Genomic DNA, 19,770 nt, shown 5'->3' with positions numbered 1-19,770 from the left:
GTCACGGTTGCGTAAAATGTGTTGCTAATGAATTAAAACACATCTCCACCCACTTCTCTGTCCTCAGAAGGTCTACGTTTTTTACGAGTCTTAAATTTTTTACCGAAGTTATATGTGAATCCGATACTAACATTTTGGCTTTCCCAATTAAAAACACCTTTTTGTTCGATAGGATTTTCTACGTTAAAACGAGCCCTAAACGTATTAAATACATCCGAAAAATTGATGCTTACTGTTCCGTTATTGTTTAAAACTTTGTAGCTAGATCCTAGATTCATGAGAAACATAGCTTGCCTCTCTCGCTGCACGTTTTTATCTCTACCTCTATACAAATTGGTGATCTGAAAATTGAGTTTGTCTGTTAATTTTAAGGTATTGCTAACTCTAAAATTAAAAAGAGTGTTTTGCACTTCAACAGGAATATTGTTCACAATTCCCTGCTGGTTTTGTAGATAAATATCGGTGCTTCCGTTCAATCTCCACCATTTGTTAAATTTTAAATAGGCGGCCAATTCTAATCCATAATTATCTGTAGTGTCAAAATTGTCATAAGATAAAATGATACGTTCTGTTAACAAGGCATCTCTACTTAAAGATCTACTGATAAAGTTGTTGATAATTCTATAAAACCCCGTGATAGAAAAATTTCCATTACTCAAATCACGATTATATTTTAATTCAAAAGAATTGGTGAATTGTTGTTCCAAATCAGGATTTCCTCTCGAAGTCAAAAGAGGAGTTCCCCATGTTCTAATAGGGGTTAGTTGTTTCGGTGATGGTCTATCTACGCGACGTGAATAACTAGCTTGAAGCTGATTTTTACTTGAAAGTTGATAGGTTAGGAATACAGATGGATATAAAGAGTTTTTTTTATCTTCTACAGGAGTAGTTTTATTTTCTAGTTCAGAAAAAAAAGAAGCATCCAAATTATAAGATTCTGCTCTTAGTCCAATTTGCAAACCCAATTGATTTATCTGATGTCTATAACTAAAATAAGCAGAATAAATGTCTCTATCAAATTCAAAATCAGACAGTCCTATTAGGTCATTACTCTCGGTTCTTTGCGTAGAGTTATTTAGTTTTTCTTGATCAAAAGTTCTATATTCTAAACCCATCTCCAAAGAAATATTCTCATTAATTGGTTTGCTATAATCCAAATTAATTAAAACTCTTTGGGATTTCTCATTAATATCTTCCTCAAAATTGTTGGTTAAATCGCTAGGATTTACAAAATCTTCAGTTGTACTTTCTTCAGGAGATTTTCTGGTGTTGAATGTAATCCCAAAATCTAAAGTGTGCTTCTTTTTATCAAAATAATGATGAAGACTAGCATCGTATGTTTGATTTCTTGGAGATCTATCAATAAAAAATACGCTGTTGTTGATTAGATCCCTTTCAGGAAGTGTGTTGATTTCTGTTGTATTCGTATATTTTAGTCTGTTAAAATTCTGAATGGTAAACAAAGAAATACTCGTTTTTTTATTCAAGTCAACATCTGCCCCTAATTTGAGTAGCTGATTTTTTCGATCGTTAACACCAAAAGTTTCTTGAACATTATTGGGTCTTGTCAAAGAACCCAAAATATCACTCTTACCACCCCTAAAACTATAATTAGCGTACCAATTGATATTTTCCTTTTTAAAATTAAGATTTAAACCATGGTTACCTCTAACATTTCTACCAAAAGTAGTAGAGGTATTGGCAGTTCCGTTAAAGCCTGTATTGGTGTTTTTTACCAATTCTATATTAATGATTCCGCTATTTCCTTCGGGGTTGTATTTGGCCGATGGATTGGTAATTAATTCGATATTTTTAATAGCATTAGCAGGCAACTGCTGTAATAGTTGGTCTGTGGGAATGTTGGTGGGTTTACCATCAATTAATACTTTCACATTGGTGTTGCCTCGTAAAGACAATTCTCCTGTTTGCTGATCTACCGAAACAGACTGAACATTGTTTAGCACGCTAGCTGCATCAGTACCCACACTGGTTAAATCTTTACCTACACTAATAACAACCCTATCAATTTTTTGTTTGATAGAAGAGGTTTCAGCTCTTATGACTACAGCATCCAAAGCTTGAGCTTCTTCATCTAGAGATATGGTTTTTAGGTCTAAGTAGTTGTTATTCTCAAATCGAATAGGTCTTCTGTACGTTTTGTATCCAATGGCTTCAATTAATAATAAATACTCTTTATATTTTAACTTTTCTATAACAAACTTTCCGTTTTCGTCTGCAATAGTAGATTTCGACTGTTGTTTATTTTGTACGGTAACAGTGACAAACGGAATGGACTCATTTGTTTCTTTACTTTGAACAGCTCCTGTAATAAAATATTCGCGAGTTTGCGTAAAACCAATTTGGGTGAATAGTACAATAAGTATCAAGTATCTCATGACTGCTTTTTAGTATATTTTACAAAGCTATAGTCATACTGATGCTTGTCATCCGACATAAATTTTTCTCTTTCGGATTCTATCCATATACTTTTATCAATCTCAGGAAAATAAACATCTGCATCAAAAGTATGATGTACCTCGCAAATATCTAGAACATCTACTATGTTTATAGCCTCGTTGTAAATTTGTGCACCTCCAATAATAAAGGCATTTTGGTCTTTGGGTAGTTTGTCTAAGGCTTGGGATAAGGAGTTAACAACAATACATCCATCAGCTTTATAGTTTTTATTGCGAGTAATAATAACACTTGTTCTATTAGGTAAAGGTTTACCTATAGATTCATAAGTGTTTCTTCCCATAATAATGTAATGACCAGAAGTAACTTTTTTAAATCTTTTTAAATCAGCGGGTAAATGCCAAATCAAATCGTTGTCTTTACCGAGTTCATTTTGTTGTCCTATAGCAGCAATAAGTGTAATCATTCTAATACTTTAATGACCCGCAATATAAGGTGTTTTTTACATAATTTACCGCAAAGGTAAAAATCAACTTATTTATAATTAATCTGATGTTTATGGCTTGCCAATTTATTGTAATGTAGTTGCTGAACGTAGTGTTTCATCATTTTTTTTGCGTTCACGTAATCAACAGTAACGTTGTCGTAATAAGCCTTAAAGTCTGAATTGTTGTTGATGATGTTGGTGATACTCGTAGGAAGATTATAACCGTAGTATTCATTTATTTCGTTAAACATAGCAGGTTGAGTGGCCTTTGGCATACTCATAATAGCTTGATAGTACGATTCTAGGAATTGTTTGTTCTGAGATTCTACTTTGGCAGCAACAATATTTCCCTTTTTATCAATAATTAGCTTGGGGTATATTTGATGATTATTTTCAATATCCATTTCATCAACCAAAGAAATATCTACATGATTGTATAAATATTCTGTAATATAAAGATAGTTACATCTGTTTAAGGCTTTATAACTATTAGTTTTTCCACAATCAGAAAAAATAGGGGGAATATAACCAATAGCTTTGCTATTACATTTAATAACAGCTTTATTGTTAATGTTTTGAATGATAACTACAGTGTACCTGTACAAAGGATTAAACTTGTTGTGGGTAACTAACTTAAGGTTAAAATCTTCAAAAACCTTTTTAAGTTTACTGTCTAGTTTTTTGCTTTTACTGTTTGTGTGCAAATCCAGTAATTCATGATTATTGTCCACCGTAAACTCAAGATAAACATTTTTTCTCCATTCGCTAAACTCAACTTGTTCTAAGTCTCTTTTGGAAATATGCTTTTTAAAATGGAGGGTAATAGGGTTATTGTATGATGTTTCCGATTCGGCTTTTCTAACGATCCTGTTTTCTAGCTTATTGAATTTGTCTACATCATTATTTACATATAGTGCCGAAGAGATGTTTTGAGTTTCGCTGGGGAAAACAAAAACATGTTGTTTAGTTTTACAAGATATAAAAATAGCAACTATAAATATATGTGTTAAACAATGTTTAGGCACTTTATTTTTTGTACAAACTTAGTTAAAAATAGTTTAAAGTGCTATTATTGAGTCATAAAGTATTAAAAATGAAGTATTAGACCGATACAGCACCTTTAATTCCTGGGTGCGGATTGTAGTTTATCAGGCTAAAATCTTTGTAAGTAAAGTCAAAAATATTTTTGATTTCAGGATTCAAAATCATCTGTGGTAACGGTTTTGGCTCCCTAGATAGTTGTAAATCTATCTGTTCAAAATGATTGTTATAAATATGTGCATCTCCAAATGTATGTACAAAATCTCCAGGTTTTAAGTTGGTAACTTGTGCAATCATTAACACTAATAAAGCGTAAGAGGCAATGTTAAAAGGAACTCCTAAAAAAGCATCTGCACTCCTTTGATAGAGTTGACACGATAATTTTCCATCAGCAACATAAAATTGAAAAAAAGCATGGCAAGGAGGCAAAGCAGCTTTGTTGTTAGCTACGTTTTCTGAGAAAGAGATAGAAGTGTCAGGTAGCACGCAGGGATTCCATGCAGAAATCAACATTCTCCTACTATTCGGATTGGTTTTAATAGTTTCTATAACCTCTTTAATCTGATCGATTCCCTCATTGTTGTAATTTCTCCACTGCTGACCATACACAGGTCCAAGATTTCCATTTTCATCTGCCCAAGCATCCCAAATTTTTACCTTGTTTTCTTGCAAATAAGCAATGTTAGTATCTCCTTTTAGAAACCATAAAAGTTCGTGAATAATAGATTTTAAATGAAGTTTTTTAGTTGTAACCATAGGGAAACCCTCAGACAAGTCAAATCGCATTTGGTAACCAAAAACACTTTTTGTTCCAGTTCCTGTTCGATCTCCTTTTTGAACACCGTTCTCTTTAATATGTCTGATAAAATCTAAATATTGCTTCATTTTATTGGCTCTAGTATATCGTAAAATTAAAAAAAAGTCGATACGCATATGTACCGACTTTTCTGTTTTTTAAAAATAGTTGTTAACAAGTCTATCTTTTGTTGAGTTCGTCTCTAATTTCTGCAGCAACTTCATAATCCTCTTTTTCTATAGCTTTCTGAAGTTTTTCTTCAAGCTCTGAGGTAGATATTTTTTGATAATCTATAGCGTTGTCTTGAGCAATAGCGTTGTTTGCAAAATCGCTTAAATCTTCTTCCGCCTCATCAGATTCTACCTCATCATTTTCAACAAAATCTTCTTGTTTTAAAATAATTCCTGCTTTTTCCAAAATACTTTGATAAGTATAAATAGGGGCGTTAAACCTTATAGCAAGTGCTATTGAGTCGGACGTTCTAGCATCAAAGGTTTTTTCCTCTCCATCTTTGTCACAAATCATGGTGGAGTAAAACACTCCATCTACTAATTTATGAATGATGATTTTTTTTACAAAAACACCATAAGATTCTGCAAAAGTTTTAAATAAGTCATGAGTTAAGGGTCTAGGCGGTGTTATTTCACTTTCCAAAGCAATTGCTATAGATTGCGCTTCAAAAGCACCAATAACTATAGGTAATGTTCTTTCTCCATCAACTTCATTTAACACAAGCGCATAAGCTCCAGTTTGTGTTTGGCTATATGAAATACCACGTATATCTAATTGTACTAAACTCATTCTTACTTTTTAGCAATTAAGCATTTTCTGCTTTAAAAGTTTTTAACTTTTCTATCAATTGTGGAACCACTTCAAAAGCATCACCTACAATACCATAATCCGCAGCTTTAAAGAAAGGAGCTTCGGGATCAGTATTAATTACCACTTTTGTTTTTGATGCATTTACACCTGCTAAATGTTGGATAGCACCCGAAATAGCAATAGCAATGTACAAGTTTGAAGCTACAGGTTTTCCAGTCTGTCCTACATGCTCTGCGTGAGGTCTCCAGCCCATATCAGATACAGGTTTGGAACAAGCAGTAGCAGCTCCTAAAACATCAGCTAAATCTTCGATTAGTTTGAAATTAGAGGCTTCTTTTAAACCTCTTCCCCCAGAAACTACAATATCTGCATCTGCAATGGCCACTTTTCCAGAAGTCTGTTCTACAGCTATAGAACTTACAGAAGAAGTAATGATAGTAGGTTCGAAATTTTCTATAGAGGCATTGGTGTTACTTTCTATAATTCCAAAAGAGTTTTTAGCCAATCCAATTACTTTTTTATCAGAAGTAATTACCGTGTTACTTAAAGCTTTTCCAGAAAAAGTTTTTCTTTTAACCGTAAATGGGTTGATACTACTTGGCGGAGTTACAACATTAGAAGCATACCCAGCTTTTAAATTAGCTGAGACGATAGGAGCTATGTAATTTCCATTAGAGTTGCTGCTAATTACCACAACATTGATGTTATTGCTGTTACACGTTTCAGTAACAATAGCAGCATATATTTTTGCGTTAAAAGTGCTCAAGCTATCGTTTTGTACGCTCAAAATTTTGTTGGCACCATAAGTCCCTAATTCTTCGGGAGTTGTTGCATTAATTGTTAGAACAGTCAAATCACTATTCAATTCGTTGGCAACTGCTTTGGCATAAGAAACTAGCTCTAGCGTAGCTTTTTTATATTTTCCTTCACTCGCATCAGCGAATACTAATACAGACATAAAGTTTGTTTTTTGGAGTTGTTAATAATTAACAACCTAGTTTTTAATTAAATGACCTTGGCTTCGTTGTGTAGTAAATCGATTAATTCGTCAATGTTATTGGCATCAATCATTTTACATGCTCCTTTGGCTTCGGGTTTTTCAAAGCTGCTAATCTGAGTAGTAGCATTGACATCAGCTGCAGGAATAACATTCAGTGGTTTTTTACGAGCCATCATAATTCCTCTCATATTAGGAATTTTTAAATCTTTTTCCTCTACTAGTCCTTTTTGACCAGCTACTACAATAGGCAAAGTAGCACTAACTTTTTCAGTACCTCCGTCAATTTCTCTAGAAGCTTGAACATTGCTACCCTCAATTTCTAAATCTACACAAGCATTAATGTAATCAAGATCTAAAAAAGAAGCAATTAAACCAGGAACCATCGCTCCGTTGTAGTCTATAGATTCTTTTCCTGTTAAAACAAGGTCGTAATTTTCTTTTTTACACAATTCAGCTATTTGTTGCGCAACAAAAAAACCATCTGTAGGTGTTGCATCAATTCTAACAGCATCATCTGCACCAATTGCCATAGCTTTTCTTAAAGTAGGTTCTGTGGTTGCATCTCCAACATTAACTACCGTTACTTTTGCTCCCTGTTTTTCTTGAAACCAGATAGCTCTAGTTAAAGCAAATTCATCATAAGGGTTGATAACGAATTGAACACCTGTGGTATCAAAAACAGTCGAATTATCGGTAAAATTGATTTTAGATGTAGTATCAGGAACGTGACTTATACAAACTAATATTTTCATATTGAGAAGTTTATCGATTTCTATTGATTACTAAATAAGTAGAAGCTAATGTAAATTAAATTTTGTAAATATTTTATTTTAATATTAGAAAATATGAGCGTGTTTTTGTTATTTTTGTGAACGTTTAAATAAAATAGAATACATGAAAACTATACAATTTAGAGAGGCAATATGCGAAGCGATGAGTGAGGAGATGCGTTCTGATGAAAGCATTTACTTAATTGGTGAAGAAGTTGCTGAATATAATGGAGCATACAAAGCATCTAAAGGAATGTTAGATGAGTTTGGAGAAAAAAGAGTGATTGATGCTCCCATTGCTGAATTAGGATTTGGTGGTATTGCTGTTGGATCTACCATGACAGGGAACAGACCTATTGTGGAGTATATGACGTTTAACTTTGCTTTGGTTGGTATCGATCAAATTATAAATAACGCTGCAAAAATCAGACAAATGTCTGGTGGACAATTTAAGTGTCCAATCGTATTTAGAGGACCTACTGCCTCTGCAGGACAATTAGGAGCTACACACTCACAAGCTTTTGAAAACTGGTTTGCGAACACTCCAGGTTTAAAAGTAGTTGTACCTTCTAACCCGTATGATGCTAAAGGTTTATTAAAGGCTGCTATTAGAGATGACGATCCTGTTATTTTTATGGAATCGGAGCAAATGTACGGTGATAAAGGAGAAGTTCCAGAGGGAGAATATATCATTCCTTTAGGAGTTGCTGATATCAAAAGAAAAGGTACAGATGTAACGGTAGTTTCTTTTGGGAAAATTATTAAAGAAGCATATAAGGCTGCTGAGGTATTGGAAAAAGAAGGAATTTCTATTGAAATTATAGATTTACGTACGGTTCGTCCTATGGATACCAACGCTATTTTGGAATCTGTTAAGAAAACCAATCGTTTGGTTATTTTAGAAGAAGCATGGCCATTTGGTTCTGTAGCTACTGAAATCGCTTACAGAGTACAAGAACAAGCTTTTGATTATTTAGATGCACCTATCCAAAGAATCAACACGGCAGACACACCTGCTGCTTATTCTCCTACTTTGTTAGAAGAGTGGTTACCAAATTCACAAGATGTAGTAGATGCTGTAAAAGCTGCTTTATACGTAAAGTAATTCGCAGTTAAATAATAAATTTAGAGCCTTTCTTATTTTTTTAAGAAAGGCTTTTTGTTTGTAAAAATGAAACGAAAAAGAACGTGGCAATAATATTATCTTTAGAGTTGATTTTTAACTTTATTTGTATTTTTGCACTCGAAGAATAAACATATTTTAAATAAATCATATGGCATTAAAAGTTTTTGGACACAAATCTCCAGATACGGATGCAACTGCATCGGCAATTGTTTGGGCTTGGTATTTAAGCCAACAAGGAATAGAAGCTACACCTTATGTGTTGGGAACACCAAACACAGAAGCACTTTATGTACTTGAACATTGGGGTTTTGAAACTCCCAAAATTTTAAATACCGTTTCAGAAGACGATGAGGTGGTAATTGTAGACACTAACAACCCGGAGGAATTGTTTGAAAACATCAATCAAGCCTCTATTGTACAAATTATAGATCACCATAAGCTAGTAGGTGGTTTGGAAACAGCAGGTCCTATTGATATTACAATAAAACCATTAGCCTCTACAGCCTCAGTGATGTATTTAATGATGGGAGTGGATGAAGTTTCTGACCTACCTAACGAGATTGCTGGGTTGATGTTGTCATGTATTATTTCTGATACACTAGAATTCCGTAGCCCAACAACTACAGAGGATGACAAAGCGATGGCTCAACATTTGGCTCACAAATTAGAAATGAACATTAACGAGTATGCTACAAAAATGTTTGAGGCAAAGTCCGATATTTCAGCTTTTTCCGATGAAGAGCTTATAAAAATGGATAGCAAAATTTATGAGGCAAGTGGTAAAAAATACAGAGTTTCTGTGTTGGAAACTACAGCACCAAATATAGTTTTAGAAAGAAAAAAATCAATAATAGCTTCTATGGATGCTATAAAAAAGGAAGAAGGGTTAGATGAGGTTCTGTTATTTGTCATAGATATTCTAAGCGAGTCCGCAACTTTTTTCATTCCAAACGATGCAGTAAAGCAAGTAGCGGAAACTAAGTTTAATGCTGTTGTAGAAAGTGACCTTGTTGTGTTGCCTGGAATTGTATCTCGTAAAAAACAAATTATTCCTGTGCTGTAATTATAAGAAATGTACTTATCAGACAAAATCAAAAACCTTCTGTTGTACAACAGAAGGTTTTTTGGTTTGTTAGATTTATATTTTGTTAAATGGACTTTGCCAGCAGTATTTACTAAAAGTTTTACCAGAAGCTACGCCCATGTACAAGCAAATAGCAAAAGTTCCTTTCACGTAAAATAGCCACAGACAAAAGAGATATCCAACATTAAAATTATTTTTTAAAAAATAAGGGTACGTTAGTGCCGTTGCTAGTGTAGAAATAAGAAACAGTAAGGTGGCTAAATTTTTAAAATTCTTTAAAGGCCAAGCTTTCAGTTTTCTAGAAATATTCATGTCATCACCCCATTTGTGTAAAAAATAGTAATAGCCATTTCCTAAATGGGCAAACAGAATAGGGTCGTCTGTTTCTTTAAGGACAAATAGTTTAGAAGGGGCGATAATTTTAAATTGACCTACCATAGTTTGATGCTTTTTTTGAAAAAGATCAACTTGACGAATTGCCTCTGAGGGGAATTCACCTTTAAAATACTGAGTGTCTAAAAAACGTAATCGATAGTTTAAACACAAATTTTTGATTTGACTGATGTGAAAAATGTGTTCACGATTCAAATCATCAATATTGAAATTTGGAGAGGAATTTTTAACGGGGGCAGAGGTGAGTTGATGCAGCACACTCGCTTTGGTTGCATCCTTTTGTTTAAAAATATCATTAACAATACACTGAATATCGATTTCTTCAGCATTGAAATCTCTTTTTTTGATTTCCCGTAACTCTTCTAAAAGATTTAGCTTATAATCCATTCTATCTGTGTGTTTTAGGTCTGAATTTTAAAGTCAAAATTAAAAACGATAAACAAGAAAATAAAAAAACAAATGTAATGTTAAATTGTTAAGATTTGTTTTAAATAACAATCGGTAGTATAAATTAAAATAATCCGTGAATTTGAGCATCAATCTTATCAATAATGATCCCTAAATCTTCAGGATTACTCACGTAATCAATGTTATCAACATCAATAATTAGTTTTTTTCCTTTGTCGTAACTACTAATCCAAGCCTCATACCTTTCGTTCAATCTACTCAAATAGTCAATATTAATAGAACTCTCATACTCACGACCTCGTTTGTGAATTTGCCCGACCAATGTTTTGATATCTGCACGTAAGTAAATTAACAAATCAGGTGGGGTCACCAAATTTTCCATCAAATCAAATAGTTTGTTGTAGTTGGTAAAATCTCTATTGGTCAGCAATCCCATTGCGTGTAAATTAGGAGCGAATATTTTAGCATCTTCGTAAATCGTTCTATCTTGAATAATGTTTTTACCGCTCTTTTGAATCTTAAGAATTTGCTCAAAACGGCTATTTAAAAAGAATACTTGCAAGTTGAAAGACCAACGCTCCATTTCATTGTAAAAATCGTCTAAGTACGGATTGTCCTCAACACTTTCAAAATGAGTATCCCACTTGTAGTGTTTTCCCAATAATTCCGTAAGCGTTGTTTTTCCTGCTCCAATATTTCCTGCAATTGCTATGTGCATATCCTCCTTGTTTAGTAGATTAAAAGTAGTTAAAAATTTAGAAAAATAGGCACAGAGAAATGATTTAGCGATTACAGTAGATACAAATCAATTTTTATTTGCTGATAAACTAAGCAGGAATAAAAAAATATCTTTTAAATTTAGCTCATGCGCAAAATCAAAATAAGTTTAATTGTTCTAACAGTCATACTGCTAACATTTTATGTGTTAGAACAAGGGGTGAATTACATGCTATCTCAAAAAATTAACGAGTTTAAAGAGCAAAATAAAACGGTAGAACTTTACTACAAGTCAATCCATTATCAGTTGTTGTTTAATCAGCTAACCGCAGAAGGTATAAGTTTTAAGTCTTACGAGAAAGGAATTAATTTTTCGTCAAACAAAGTAGAGATTGTAGGATTTAGATTGCTCAAATTTTTAACCAATGATGCTATTTCTTTTTCTGATGTGTTGATAGATAAATCGGTGTTTGAAATAAAGCCTCCTGTTAAACCTAAAGATGATAAAACTTCTACTCCCCCAAAGATTTCTCTAGATATAGACTGTTTGAACTTAAACAATACAGAGGTGGTTTTTATAAATACTACCAATGACACCAAGCATAAAGCCCTTGTAACGGGTACGTTGACTCATTTTGAATTGAATGATAAAACACTCCAGCAATCTATTCCGTTTGGTTACGAAAAATTTGATTTTGAGGTTACAGATCTCTATTCCGACCTTTCACACTTAGAATACTTAAAATTAGAAAAATTAAAATACGAGAATACCCAACTGACTCTGAGTAATTTATTGATAAAATCTAAAGGGAGTCCAGAAGAACATGCCTCAAAACTAGTAGAAGAAAAAGAATATTTGGATTTGTTTTTTGATGAAATACAGATGGCTGATTTTACTTTTAAAAACTATCAAGAAACAGTTTTACTACAAAGTAAAAATATCGTTTTTGATGGGCTTAATTTGAATTTTTTTAGAGACAAACGCGTGAAAGATAATACGGTTTACAAGCCTTTGTACAGTGAATCTATCAATAAGTTAAAAGCAATAGTAGATTTCCCAGAAATAAAAATTAAAAATGGAAAGGTAGTTTATTCAATGCTGATGGATGACGAATCTCAAAAAGGAGATTTGTTATTCGATGATATCGATGGAGTTATTTCGGTTAGTAATATTAAAGATCATGAAGTATTAACTTTAGAGGCAAATGGAGTTTTTATGAAAGAATCTGCATTGCACTTAGATGTTGAGTTTACAGACGTGTCAAAAAATAAATTTGTAAGCAACGGGAGTCTAAAAAACTTTAAAACGGAAAGTATCAACTCATTTTTATACAAAGTTTTAAATATAGAGTTGGAAGGGGAAATAGATGCGCTGTATTTTGATATTGAAGGGAACAATATAGCCTCTAGAGGAGATGTTAAAATGAGATATGACGACTTAAAACTTAAAACAGACAGGTACAATTTTTTGGCTAAAGCATTAAGTGCCGTGGGGAATTTGGTGATTAAAAATTCATCTGAACATAAAAAAGACCATTTTAGAGAAGCAAAAATCAAACAAGATAGAGTGCAAACAAAATCGTTGTTCAACTTTTTATGGATTAGTATAAGGGACGGAATTTTAAAGGTGTTGGCTTAGTTATTTAAGTTAATAGTATAAATGCCTTCATCTTTTAAAAAATAAAAAGTGTTGTTAACCACCTCAAAGGCTTTGATGTTTTTAGGGCATTGATATATCAGTTTATTTTTGTTGTACAACATATTATTTTTAATCACAAAATCATCAAACAAAGAGATAGATGTTAAACCACTCTTAACAGATTTTGACTCTGATTTTCTAGCCACAAAATTATAGGTAACTAATTCTTCTTGAGTATCAACGGTAACGGCTTTATTAAGATTCCCTTTTAAACGCGTTATTTTGTTAGTAATAGGTATGGAAACCGCTTCTGTTTTTTGAGTTGTAAAATTAAAAATACTCAAAACCAAATCGACTTGGTTATACAGCCATACTTTGTTTTTACCCGCATTGGCAATAAATTGGCTACCGAATGGAACTTTAAATTCCGAAATAAAATTTAATCGATTATCCAGCAGAACGACAGTGTTAAATAATTTATACAATAGTAAAACTCGTAAGGGATCACTAATATCAATATCATCTGGAGTTCCATAATTAATATTTACATAATCGTTATCCAAATTACTCTTGTGTAGTGCCCCATTTTTTAAAGTATAAATATTTTCGTAAATATCCACACCAACAAATTTGTCAACACTAGATTTTACGAGTGTTTGACTAAAACAAATAGTACTAAAAAGAAATACAATCCAAAGTTTCATATTCAAATATAATTGAATTCATTGATACCTATTAAGTTTGTTCTCATGAAAGTCAGAGGATTCCAAAAAGTTTAGTTCGCTTAAAACAACCAACCCGTTTTACAAATGCTATAAAACGGGTTGGTTCTTTGGAGTGGTGATAGAGAAGAGTTAAAAAACAACTGTTTTTATAACACTTTGATTGTTGCTTTTTGCTTTGATTAAGTAAGTAACTCCCTTGCTTAAGTTCTGATTTTGAAGAAGTATTCCGTTAAAGTTTCTAACCTCTATGTAGTCTAAATCACTATCAGATTTTATTTTTCCGTTTTTTAAGTAAAAAGAAGTTTTTAAAGTTTCGGAATTGCTGTCAATAATAGTTCTGGTTCTTACTAAATTGTTGTTATTAAGTGATTTTTTAGTAGTAGCGGTAACGCCGCTTAAAATTTTAATAGTAAAAGTTTCGTCAAGCTCTCTGATACCATCGTTGTTGGTAGGGATGTGTATCGTGGCTTGAGTTTGTCCTTTAGGAATGGTAAATGTATTATTTGCAGGAAGTTCAATATCTGTTTTAATATTAGCAGATGCTCCAATAACTTCGTAAGTTATGGTAATGTCTTCATCTAAAGCCTTACTCAATAAAACCGTTAACTCTGCATCATTTCCTTCTGTTACATTTTGATGTTGTTCACTTTTAACAAAAGCAGCATATGTTTCTTTGTCAAAGCATTTGCAATGATCTTTCTGGGCAAAAAGACTAACGCTTATTAGAGTAGCTAGTAATAATGTGTATTTTTTTTTCATCATTTTAGTTTTGAGAGTAAATATAAAAAAAAACACTTTTAAAATGATTAAAAGTGTTTTTTTGAAGAATCGTATGGAATTCAGTGTTATAATTTAAAAGCTTCTTTTACCTGAGTTACGTAATCTAATTTTTCCCAAGTAAAAGTTTCAACCTCAATTTCTTTGGTTCCCTCGTAAGGAGAGTCGAAAACTACGGTTTTAACCTCTGGAGTACGTCCCATATGTCCGTAAGCAGCAGTTTCAGTATAAATTGGGTTACGAAGTTTTAATCTGCTTTCAATAGCAAAAGGTCTCATATCAAAAATAGAAGAAACAATTTCGGCAATTTGCCCGTCGGTTAAATCTACTTTGCTAGTTCCGTAAGTATTTACAAAAATCCCCATAGGTTCTACGACCCCAATTGCATAAGAAACTTGTACTAAAATTTCTGTAGCCACACCTGCAGCCACTAAGTTTTTCGCGATATGACGAGTAGCGTAGGCAGCAGATCGGTCTACCTTACTAGGATCTTTACCAGAAAAAGCTCCTCCACCGTGAGCACCTTTCCCACCGTAAGTGTCTACAATAATTTTACGTCCTGTTAAACCTGCATCACCGTGAGGTCCACCAATCACAAATTTTCCTGTAGGATTGATATGAAATTTGATGTCATCGCCAAATAAAGCTTGAACCTCATCATTGAAGGTGGCTTTTACTCTCGGAATCAAAATATTGATAATATCCTTTTTAATTTTAGCTAACATTTGTTCATCGTCAGCATCAAAATCATCGTGTTGTGTAGAAACTACAATGGCCTCTATACGTTCTGGTTTGTTGTCATCAGAATATTGTAATGTTACCTGAGCTTTAGCATCTGGACGTAAATAAGTAATGTCTTTCATTTCTCTACGTAAAGCTGCTAACTCCTTTAACAAACGATGAGAAATTTCTAAAGCCAACGGCATATAGTTTTCTGTTTCGTTAGTTGCGTAACCAAACATCATTCCTTGGTCACCAGCTCCCTGCTCTTCTTTACTAGCTCTATCAACTCCTTGGTTAATGTCTTGAGATTGTTCGTGAATAGCAGATAACACTCCACAGGAATTTCCATCAAACTGATATTCGCCCTTAGTGTAACCTATTTTATTAATGGTATCTCTAGCAATTTTCTGAACATCTAAATAAGCTTTAGATTTAACTTCTCCAGCCAAAACTACTTGTCCAGTTGTTACTAAAGTCTCACAAGCTACTTTGGAATCAGTATCGTAAGCTAAAAAGTGATCAATCAACGCATCAGATATTTGATCTGCAATTTTATCTGGGTGTCCTTCTGAAACAGACTCCGATGTAAATAAATATGACATCTCTATTGGGTGTTTATTATGTTAAAATTTGTTATGCTGATTGCCTTGGTCGGCTAAAGAAGTAGAAGTTTACTGCTTTAGCACTTTTATTTTATACAAATCACAAATGTTATTTTGCTTTTTGTAAAAGAGGTGGCAATCAGTCAAATCTTTCCTCTTAATTTATGCGCAAAATTATAAAAAAGAAATGATATACAATTCCAAATATTTATTTCTTTGTAAAATGATTTTTCAGAAAGTAAATAAATACAATCAGCCGTATTAAAAACTAAAAACTATTTTATATCTTTGCTCCAGCTCATAGAATTATTGAAGTATGTTATCATGAAAGGTAGAGGGAATAGACCCGTTGAAGCCTTAGCAACCCTTTTTAATGAAAATCCAAATTTCTATTAAAAAGAAGGTGCTACGTTCTACCAACAATTGTTGGATAGATAACCCAAGAGCCATTCTCTTTTCTAGTCAAGATAACCTACCAATTTAACAAAGCATTGCGATACTTTTGTACCGTAGCCAATTGAGTTATAAATGATTTAGATACATTGAATAAAAGTTTACAACATAAAACCTTAAAAGACTACACGACTTTGGTCGGTGTGCATTACGCTAGTTTAGAACTTTCTTACGAAGTTTTTGGACAGCCATTACACACAGCTCCAATTATTCTAGTCAATCATGCTTTAACAGGTAATTCTGATGTAGCAGGAGCGCATACAGGTTGGTGGAAAGGAATCGTGTCCAAAGGGAATTTGGTAGATACTGATAAGTATACCATCATTTCAATTAATATTCCAGGAAATGGTTACGATCAAAAACCAGAAAACTTAATAGAGGATGTAAAAAGTTTTACGGTAAGGGATGTGGCTCAGTTATTTGGGTTGTTATTAGAATCTCTAGAAGTGAAAAAACTCCATGCAATTCTAGCGGGATCTCTAGGAGGAGGAATTGCTTGGGAAATGGCAATTCTATTTCCAAACTTGGCGGATTACATCATTCCTATTGCGTCAGACTGGAAAGCTACAGATTGGATTTTAGCACACAACAAAGCCCAAGAGCAAATTCTGATGAACTCCAAAAAACCAGTTCACGATGCTCGTATGATGGCGATGTTGTTTTATAGAACTGCTGCATCTTTTAAAGAAAAATTTAATAGAACTCAAAATGATGCCTTGGGAATAGCCAATGTAGAGAGTTGGTTATTGCATCACGGTTATAAATTAGAGCAAAGATTTGAATTAAAAGCTTATAAAATGGTTAACCATTTATTAAGTACTTTAGACATTACGGAAGGACGAGGTAGTTTTGAGGAAGTAGCTAGTACAATCAAAGCAAAAATCATACAAATAGGAATAGATTCGGATTTCTTTTTTGTGCCAGAAGAAAATAGAGAAACACACGAAGTTTTGAAACAATTAGGGCTGCCGAGTGTTTATAATGAAATAAAATCTATTCACGGTCATGATGGATTTTTAGTGGAGGATGATCAGTTGAAAGAATTGTTAAAAGAGGTGTTTTAACGCTGAACTATTTTGTCAGGGTGTTCGAGCGGAGTCGGGAACGAATATTGAAGCGTTAAAAGTAAAGAAATAAACAGAGGAGTATAGAGTAAGCAGATTACCAGTTGCTTACTTCAAATAAAATGGAGCAATCTAAAAGTTATAGGACTAAAAAATATTGCTACTTAATAGGATAACAAAAAATGAAAGTATTAAAATTTGGAGGTAAATCATTAGCAAACGGGAATGGGATTCAAAGTGTCATTTCTATCTTGTTGAACAAAATAAAAGCCAGCCAACAAATTGTGGTGGTTGTTTCTGCACGTGGTAATGCTACTAACGAATTGTTGGAGTTGTTAGAATGCGCAAAGAAAGGAGACGATTATAAAACTGCTTTCGAAACCTTTAAAACTTATCAATTAGAGCCTTTACCCAAAATTGATTTTTCTAAAGAATTTGCTTTTCTAACCAAGATATTTGAAGGTGTTGGTTTGCTGGGAGATTATACTCCTAAAATCAAAGATTTGGTAACTGCTTATGGAGAATTATTGGCAGGTAAGTTAATTACAGCGCTACTAGAAAAGGAAAATGTGAATGCAGCATATACAGATTCTAGAAGTCTATTTAAAACAGACAACTCTTACGGAGCGGCTACGTTGCTAGAGGAAATTACAGAAGAGAATACCAAAAAGCATTTTTCAAAGATAGATTTATCTACAACTGTTCCAGTGGTGACAGGGTTCGTAGGAGCTAGTTTAGACGGAGAAACAACTACTATCGGGTTAAATGGGAGTAACTATTCGGCCTCTTTAATAGCAGGATATTTGGATGCAGAAGAATTAGAAAATTTTACCATTGTGAGTGGTATATATACGGCCAATCCAAATTTGGTGTCTAATGCTAAAAAGATAGACCACTTGTCTTTTAACGAAGCAAATGAGTTGGCCAATTTGGGGGACAATGTGTTAGATGCTAAAGCCATTATTCCCTTGGTGAAAAAGAATATTTCTTTACGTATTTTAAATACTTTTGAGCCTGAAAGTGCAGGTACTTTGATTAATGCCGATGCAAGCTCTAAAAAAGGAATCAGAGTAATTTCTGTACAAGAAAATATGGCTTTGGTAAGTTTGGAAGGACGTGGATTGTTAGGTAAGGTTGGAATAGATGCTCGCTTATTTACAGCTTTGCAAAAAGAAAATGTAAGTGTAGGAATTATTTCTCAAGGATCGTCTGAGCGTGGTATTAGTTTTGTGGTAAATGGAAAAGATGCTCACAAAGCAAAAGATGCATTAGGGAATGAGTTTAATCTAGATTTTTTAAGTAATGACATTAATAAAATTACGATAACTAGAGGAGTGGCAGTAGTTTCTATTTTAGGGAATTCTTTAAGTTCCTTTAAAACAAGTTACACTGCGTTGGTAAATAATAATATAAAGCCGTTGTTAATTAATAATACGGTTACGGGAAATAACGTTTGTTTAGTGATAGATAATAAAGAATTAAGAAAAGCGGTGAATGTAATGCATGGAGAAATTTTTGGAATTTCTAAAAAAATAAATGTAGCTGTATTTGGAGTCGGTTTGGTTGGAGGTACTTTAATCAAGCAAATTTTAGAGAGTAAAAAAAATATTTTAAAACGCAAAGGAATAGATTTAAACGTTTTTGCAGTAGCAAACTCTAAAAAGGTCTTATTCAATGCCGAGGGAGTTCCGGATACTTGGAAAGAAGATTTGAAAATATCAGGAGTAAATTATCAAGGAATTCAAGAAATTGTAGATTATGCCAAAGAGCACCATCTAGGAAACTTGATTGCGGTAGACAACTCTGCAAGTGCTGCGATGACAGAAAATTATATTCCTTTGATAGAAAATGGATTCAACTTGGTGTCGTCAAATAAAATAGGAAATACTAAATCTTTAACTTTCTATAATGATTTAAGGATGGCCTTAATTCAAAACAGAAAACAATACTTATACGAAACCAACGTAGGAGCAGGTTTACCGTTGATTGATACTATCAAATTAATGCATGCATCTGGAGAAAATATTACAAGAATTAAAGGAGTTTTCTCGGGTACTTTAAGTTACTTGTTTAACAATTTTTCTGCAAATGATGTAAAGTTCAGTCAAGTACTAAAGGAAGCAGCAGACCAAGGATTTACGGAGCCAGATCCAAGAGAAGATTTAAACGGAAATGATGTAGGTCGCAAACTGTTAATATTAGCCCGTGAGTTAGATTTAGCGAATGAGTTTGAAGATGTGAAAATTCATAACCTAATTCCAGAACATTTGAGAGATGGAGATACTGCCTCTTTCTTGAGTAATTTAGAAGATTTAGATCCTATTTATCAGGAGATGAAAGAAAATCAAAAGCCTAACCACGTGTTACGCTATATTGGTGACTTGCACGGAGATTTAGCTTCGGATAAAGGAGTATTAGATGTGAAATTGGTTTCTGTACCTAGTGATTCTGCTTTGGGGCAAGTAAAAGGAGCAGATTCTATTTTTGAAATTTACACAGAATCTTATGGAGAACAACCTGTTGTGATTCAAGGAGCAGGAGCAGGAGCTGAGGTTACTGCCCGTGGGGTCTTCGGAGATATTATGAGATTAACGGAGTTGGAGTTGTAATGCTTTTTTTGTACAAAGTGCAGAGTACAAAGTAATTAGTACTGAGTTATGATAACTATAAATTTGAGTATCAGGTAATAAGTATCGGGTATTTGATTTTAGATAATTAAGCGTAGTGA

Annotated in this window: 17 protein-coding genes and 1 riboswitch; of the genes, 5 read left to right on the top strand and 12 right to left on the bottom strand. The window is 33.3% G+C overall.

Annotated features, from left to right (window positions below):
* Window positions 1–32: 32 nt before the first annotated feature.
* The 7 genes from ACXGQW_RS03845 to ACXGQW_RS03815 form a co-directional block, all read right to left on the bottom strand.
* Window positions 33–2,396 (bottom strand): TonB-dependent receptor domain-containing protein, encoded by a 2,364-nt coding sequence (locus ACXGQW_RS03845; RefSeq protein WP_457823781.1) that lies wholly within the window; start codon window positions 2,394–2,396, stop codon window positions 33–35.
* Entirely contained in the window at window positions 2,393–2,881 is a 489-nt protein-coding gene (locus ACXGQW_RS03840; protein ID WP_457823780.1) for a dihydrofolate reductase, read from the bottom strand. The genes ACXGQW_RS03845 and ACXGQW_RS03840 overlap by 4 nt, the downstream gene beginning before the upstream one ends.
* A 68-nt stretch (window positions 2,882–2,949) precedes the next feature.
* On the bottom strand, window positions 2,950–3,927 hold the full coding sequence (locus ACXGQW_RS03835) for a hypothetical protein (protein WP_457823779.1): 978 nt from the start codon (window positions 3,925–3,927) through the stop codon (window positions 2,950–2,952).
* 76 nt (window positions 3,928–4,003) lie between these two features.
* Window positions 4,004–4,828, bottom strand: coding sequence for a thymidylate synthase (locus tag ACXGQW_RS03830; protein ID WP_457823778.1), 825 nt, complete (start codon window positions 4,826–4,828; stop codon window positions 4,004–4,006).
* A gap of 91 nt (window positions 4,829–4,919) precedes the next feature.
* Entirely contained in the window at window positions 4,920–5,540 is a 621-nt protein-coding gene (locus tag ACXGQW_RS03825; protein ID WP_457823777.1) for a bifunctional nuclease domain-containing protein, read from the bottom strand.
* 16 nt (window positions 5,541–5,556) lie between these two features.
* On the bottom strand, window positions 5,557–6,519 hold the full coding sequence (locus ACXGQW_RS03820) for an electron transfer flavoprotein subunit alpha/FixB family protein (RefSeq protein WP_457823776.1): 963 nt from the start codon (window positions 6,517–6,519) through the stop codon (window positions 5,557–5,559).
* A gap of 47 nt (window positions 6,520–6,566) precedes the next feature.
* Window positions 6,567–7,313, bottom strand: a complete 747-nt coding sequence (locus tag ACXGQW_RS03815; RefSeq protein ID WP_457823775.1) for an electron transfer flavoprotein subunit beta/FixA family protein — start codon at window positions 7,311–7,313, stop codon at window positions 6,567–6,569.
* A gap of 142 nt (window positions 7,314–7,455) precedes the next feature.
* Between ACXGQW_RS03815 and ACXGQW_RS03810 the strand changes: the two genes are divergently transcribed.
* Window positions 7,456–8,436 (top strand): pyruvate dehydrogenase complex E1 component subunit beta, encoded by a 981-nt coding sequence (locus ACXGQW_RS03810; protein ID WP_457823774.1) that lies wholly within the window; start codon window positions 7,456–7,458, stop codon window positions 8,434–8,436.
* Between the two features lie 169 nt (window positions 8,437–8,605).
* The gene (locus ACXGQW_RS03805; RefSeq protein ID WP_457823773.1) at window positions 8,606–9,520 is read left to right on the top strand and encodes a manganese-dependent inorganic pyrophosphatase; all 915 of its coding nucleotides are present in this window, start codon (window positions 8,606–8,608) and stop codon (window positions 9,518–9,520) included.
* A gap of 75 nt (window positions 9,521–9,595) precedes the next feature.
* Here ACXGQW_RS03805 and ACXGQW_RS03800 read toward each other — a convergent pair whose 3' ends face one another.
* Entirely contained in the window at window positions 9,596–10,321 is a 726-nt protein-coding gene (locus ACXGQW_RS03800) for a hypothetical protein (RefSeq protein ID WP_457823772.1), read from the bottom strand.
* 124 nt (window positions 10,322–10,445) lie between these two features.
* Window positions 10,446–11,060, bottom strand: a complete 615-nt coding sequence (locus ACXGQW_RS03795; RefSeq protein ID WP_457823771.1) for a deoxynucleoside kinase — start codon at window positions 11,058–11,060, stop codon at window positions 10,446–10,448.
* A 147-nt stretch (window positions 11,061–11,207) separates the two neighbouring features.
* Between ACXGQW_RS03795 and ACXGQW_RS03790 the strand changes: the two genes are divergently transcribed.
* On the top strand, window positions 11,208–12,698 hold the full coding sequence (locus ACXGQW_RS03790; protein WP_457823770.1) for a hypothetical protein: 1,491 nt from the start codon (window positions 11,208–11,210) through the stop codon (window positions 12,696–12,698).
* Here the strand turns inward: ACXGQW_RS03790 and ACXGQW_RS03785 are convergent.
* The 3 genes from ACXGQW_RS03785 to metK form a co-directional block, all read right to left on the bottom strand.
* Window positions 12,695–13,402 carry a hypothetical protein gene (locus ACXGQW_RS03785; RefSeq protein WP_457823769.1) on the bottom strand — a complete coding sequence of 236 codons (708 nt, stop codon included), beginning with the start codon at window positions 13,400–13,402 and terminating at the stop codon, window positions 12,695–12,697. The genes ACXGQW_RS03790 and ACXGQW_RS03785 overlap by 4 nt on opposite strands.
* Window positions 13,403–13,552: 150 nt before the next feature.
* Window positions 13,553–14,182 (bottom strand): hypothetical protein, encoded by a 630-nt coding sequence (locus ACXGQW_RS03780; RefSeq protein WP_457823768.1) that lies wholly within the window; start codon window positions 14,180–14,182, stop codon window positions 13,553–13,555.
* Window positions 14,183–14,268: 86 nt separating this feature from the next.
* On the bottom strand, window positions 14,269–15,525 hold the full coding sequence (gene metK, locus ACXGQW_RS03775; protein WP_457823767.1) for a methionine adenosyltransferase: 1,257 nt from the start codon (window positions 15,523–15,525) through the stop codon (window positions 14,269–14,271).
* A 316-nt stretch (window positions 15,526–15,841) separates the two neighbouring features.
* Window positions 15,842–15,966: riboswitch (SAM riboswitch) on the top strand.
* Window positions 15,967–16,067: 101 nt separating this feature from the next.
* Here metK and ACXGQW_RS03770 point away from each other — a divergent pair.
* Both ACXGQW_RS03770 and thrA read left to right on the top strand, forming a co-directional pair.
* Window positions 16,068–17,042, top strand: a complete 975-nt coding sequence (locus tag ACXGQW_RS03770; RefSeq protein ID WP_457823766.1) for an alpha/beta fold hydrolase — start codon at window positions 16,068–16,070, stop codon at window positions 17,040–17,042.
* Window positions 17,043–17,224: 182 nt separating this feature from the next.
* Window positions 17,225–19,651 carry a bifunctional aspartate kinase/homoserine dehydrogenase I gene (gene thrA, locus ACXGQW_RS03765; RefSeq protein WP_457823765.1) on the top strand — a complete coding sequence of 809 codons (2,427 nt, stop codon included), beginning with the start codon at window positions 17,225–17,227 and terminating at the stop codon, window positions 19,649–19,651.
* Window positions 19,652–19,770 lie beyond the last annotated feature (119 nt).

This window comes from Wenyingzhuangia sp. IMCC45533 (assembly GCF_054111225.1).
Note: the sequence above shows the minus strand (reverse complement) of the source record. Positions and strands in the feature narration are given on the sequence as shown.

What these genes read in the sequence shown, in the direction of transcription:
- ACXGQW_RS03845 (WP_457823781.1), bottom strand. Translation starts at nt 2,396, where the DNA reads ATGAGATACTTGATACTTATTGTACTATTCACCCAAATTGGTTTTACG.
- ACXGQW_RS03840 (WP_457823780.1), bottom strand. Translation starts at nt 2,881, where the DNA reads ATGATTACACTTATTGCTGCTATAGGACAACAAAATGAACTCGGTAAA.
- ACXGQW_RS03830 (WP_457823778.1), bottom strand. Translation starts at nt 4,828, where the DNA reads ATGAAGCAATATTTAGATTTTATCAGACATATTAAAGAGAACGGTGTT.
- ACXGQW_RS03825 (WP_457823777.1), bottom strand. Translation starts at nt 5,540, where the DNA reads ATGAGTTTAGTACAATTAGATATACGTGGTATTTCATATAGCCAAACA.
- ACXGQW_RS03820 (WP_457823776.1), bottom strand. Translation starts at nt 6,519, where the DNA reads ATGTCTGTATTAGTATTCGCTGATGCGAGTGAAGGAAAATATAAAAAA.
- ACXGQW_RS03815 (WP_457823775.1), bottom strand. Translation starts at nt 7,313, where the DNA reads ATGAAAATATTAGTTTGTATAAGTCACGTTCCTGATACTACATCTAAA.
- ACXGQW_RS03810 (WP_457823774.1), top strand. Translation starts at nt 7,456, where the DNA reads ATGAAAACTATACAATTTAGAGAGGCAATATGCGAAGCGATGAGTGAG.
- ACXGQW_RS03805 (WP_457823773.1), top strand. Translation starts at nt 8,606, where the DNA reads ATGGCATTAAAAGTTTTTGGACACAAATCTCCAGATACGGATGCAACT.
- ACXGQW_RS03800 (WP_457823772.1), bottom strand. Translation starts at nt 10,321, where the DNA reads ATGGATTATAAGCTAAATCTTTTAGAAGAGTTACGGGAAATCAAAAAA.
- ACXGQW_RS03795 (WP_457823771.1), bottom strand. Translation starts at nt 11,060, where the DNA reads ATGCACATAGCAATTGCAGGAAATATTGGAGCAGGAAAAACAACGCTT.
- ACXGQW_RS03790 (WP_457823770.1), top strand. Translation starts at nt 11,208, where the DNA reads ATGCGCAAAATCAAAATAAGTTTAATTGTTCTAACAGTCATACTGCTA.
- ACXGQW_RS03785 (WP_457823769.1), bottom strand. Translation starts at nt 13,402, where the DNA reads ATGAAACTTTGGATTGTATTTCTTTTTAGTACTATTTGTTTTAGTCAA.
- ACXGQW_RS03780 (WP_457823768.1), bottom strand. Translation starts at nt 14,182, where the DNA reads ATGAAAAAAAAATACACATTATTACTAGCTACTCTAATAAGCGTTAGT.
- metK (WP_457823767.1), bottom strand. Translation starts at nt 15,525, where the DNA reads ATGTCATATTTATTTACATCGGAGTCTGTTTCAGAAGGACACCCAGAT.
- thrA (WP_457823765.1), top strand. Translation starts at nt 17,225, where the DNA reads ATGAAAGTATTAAAATTTGGAGGTAAATCATTAGCAAACGGGAATGGG.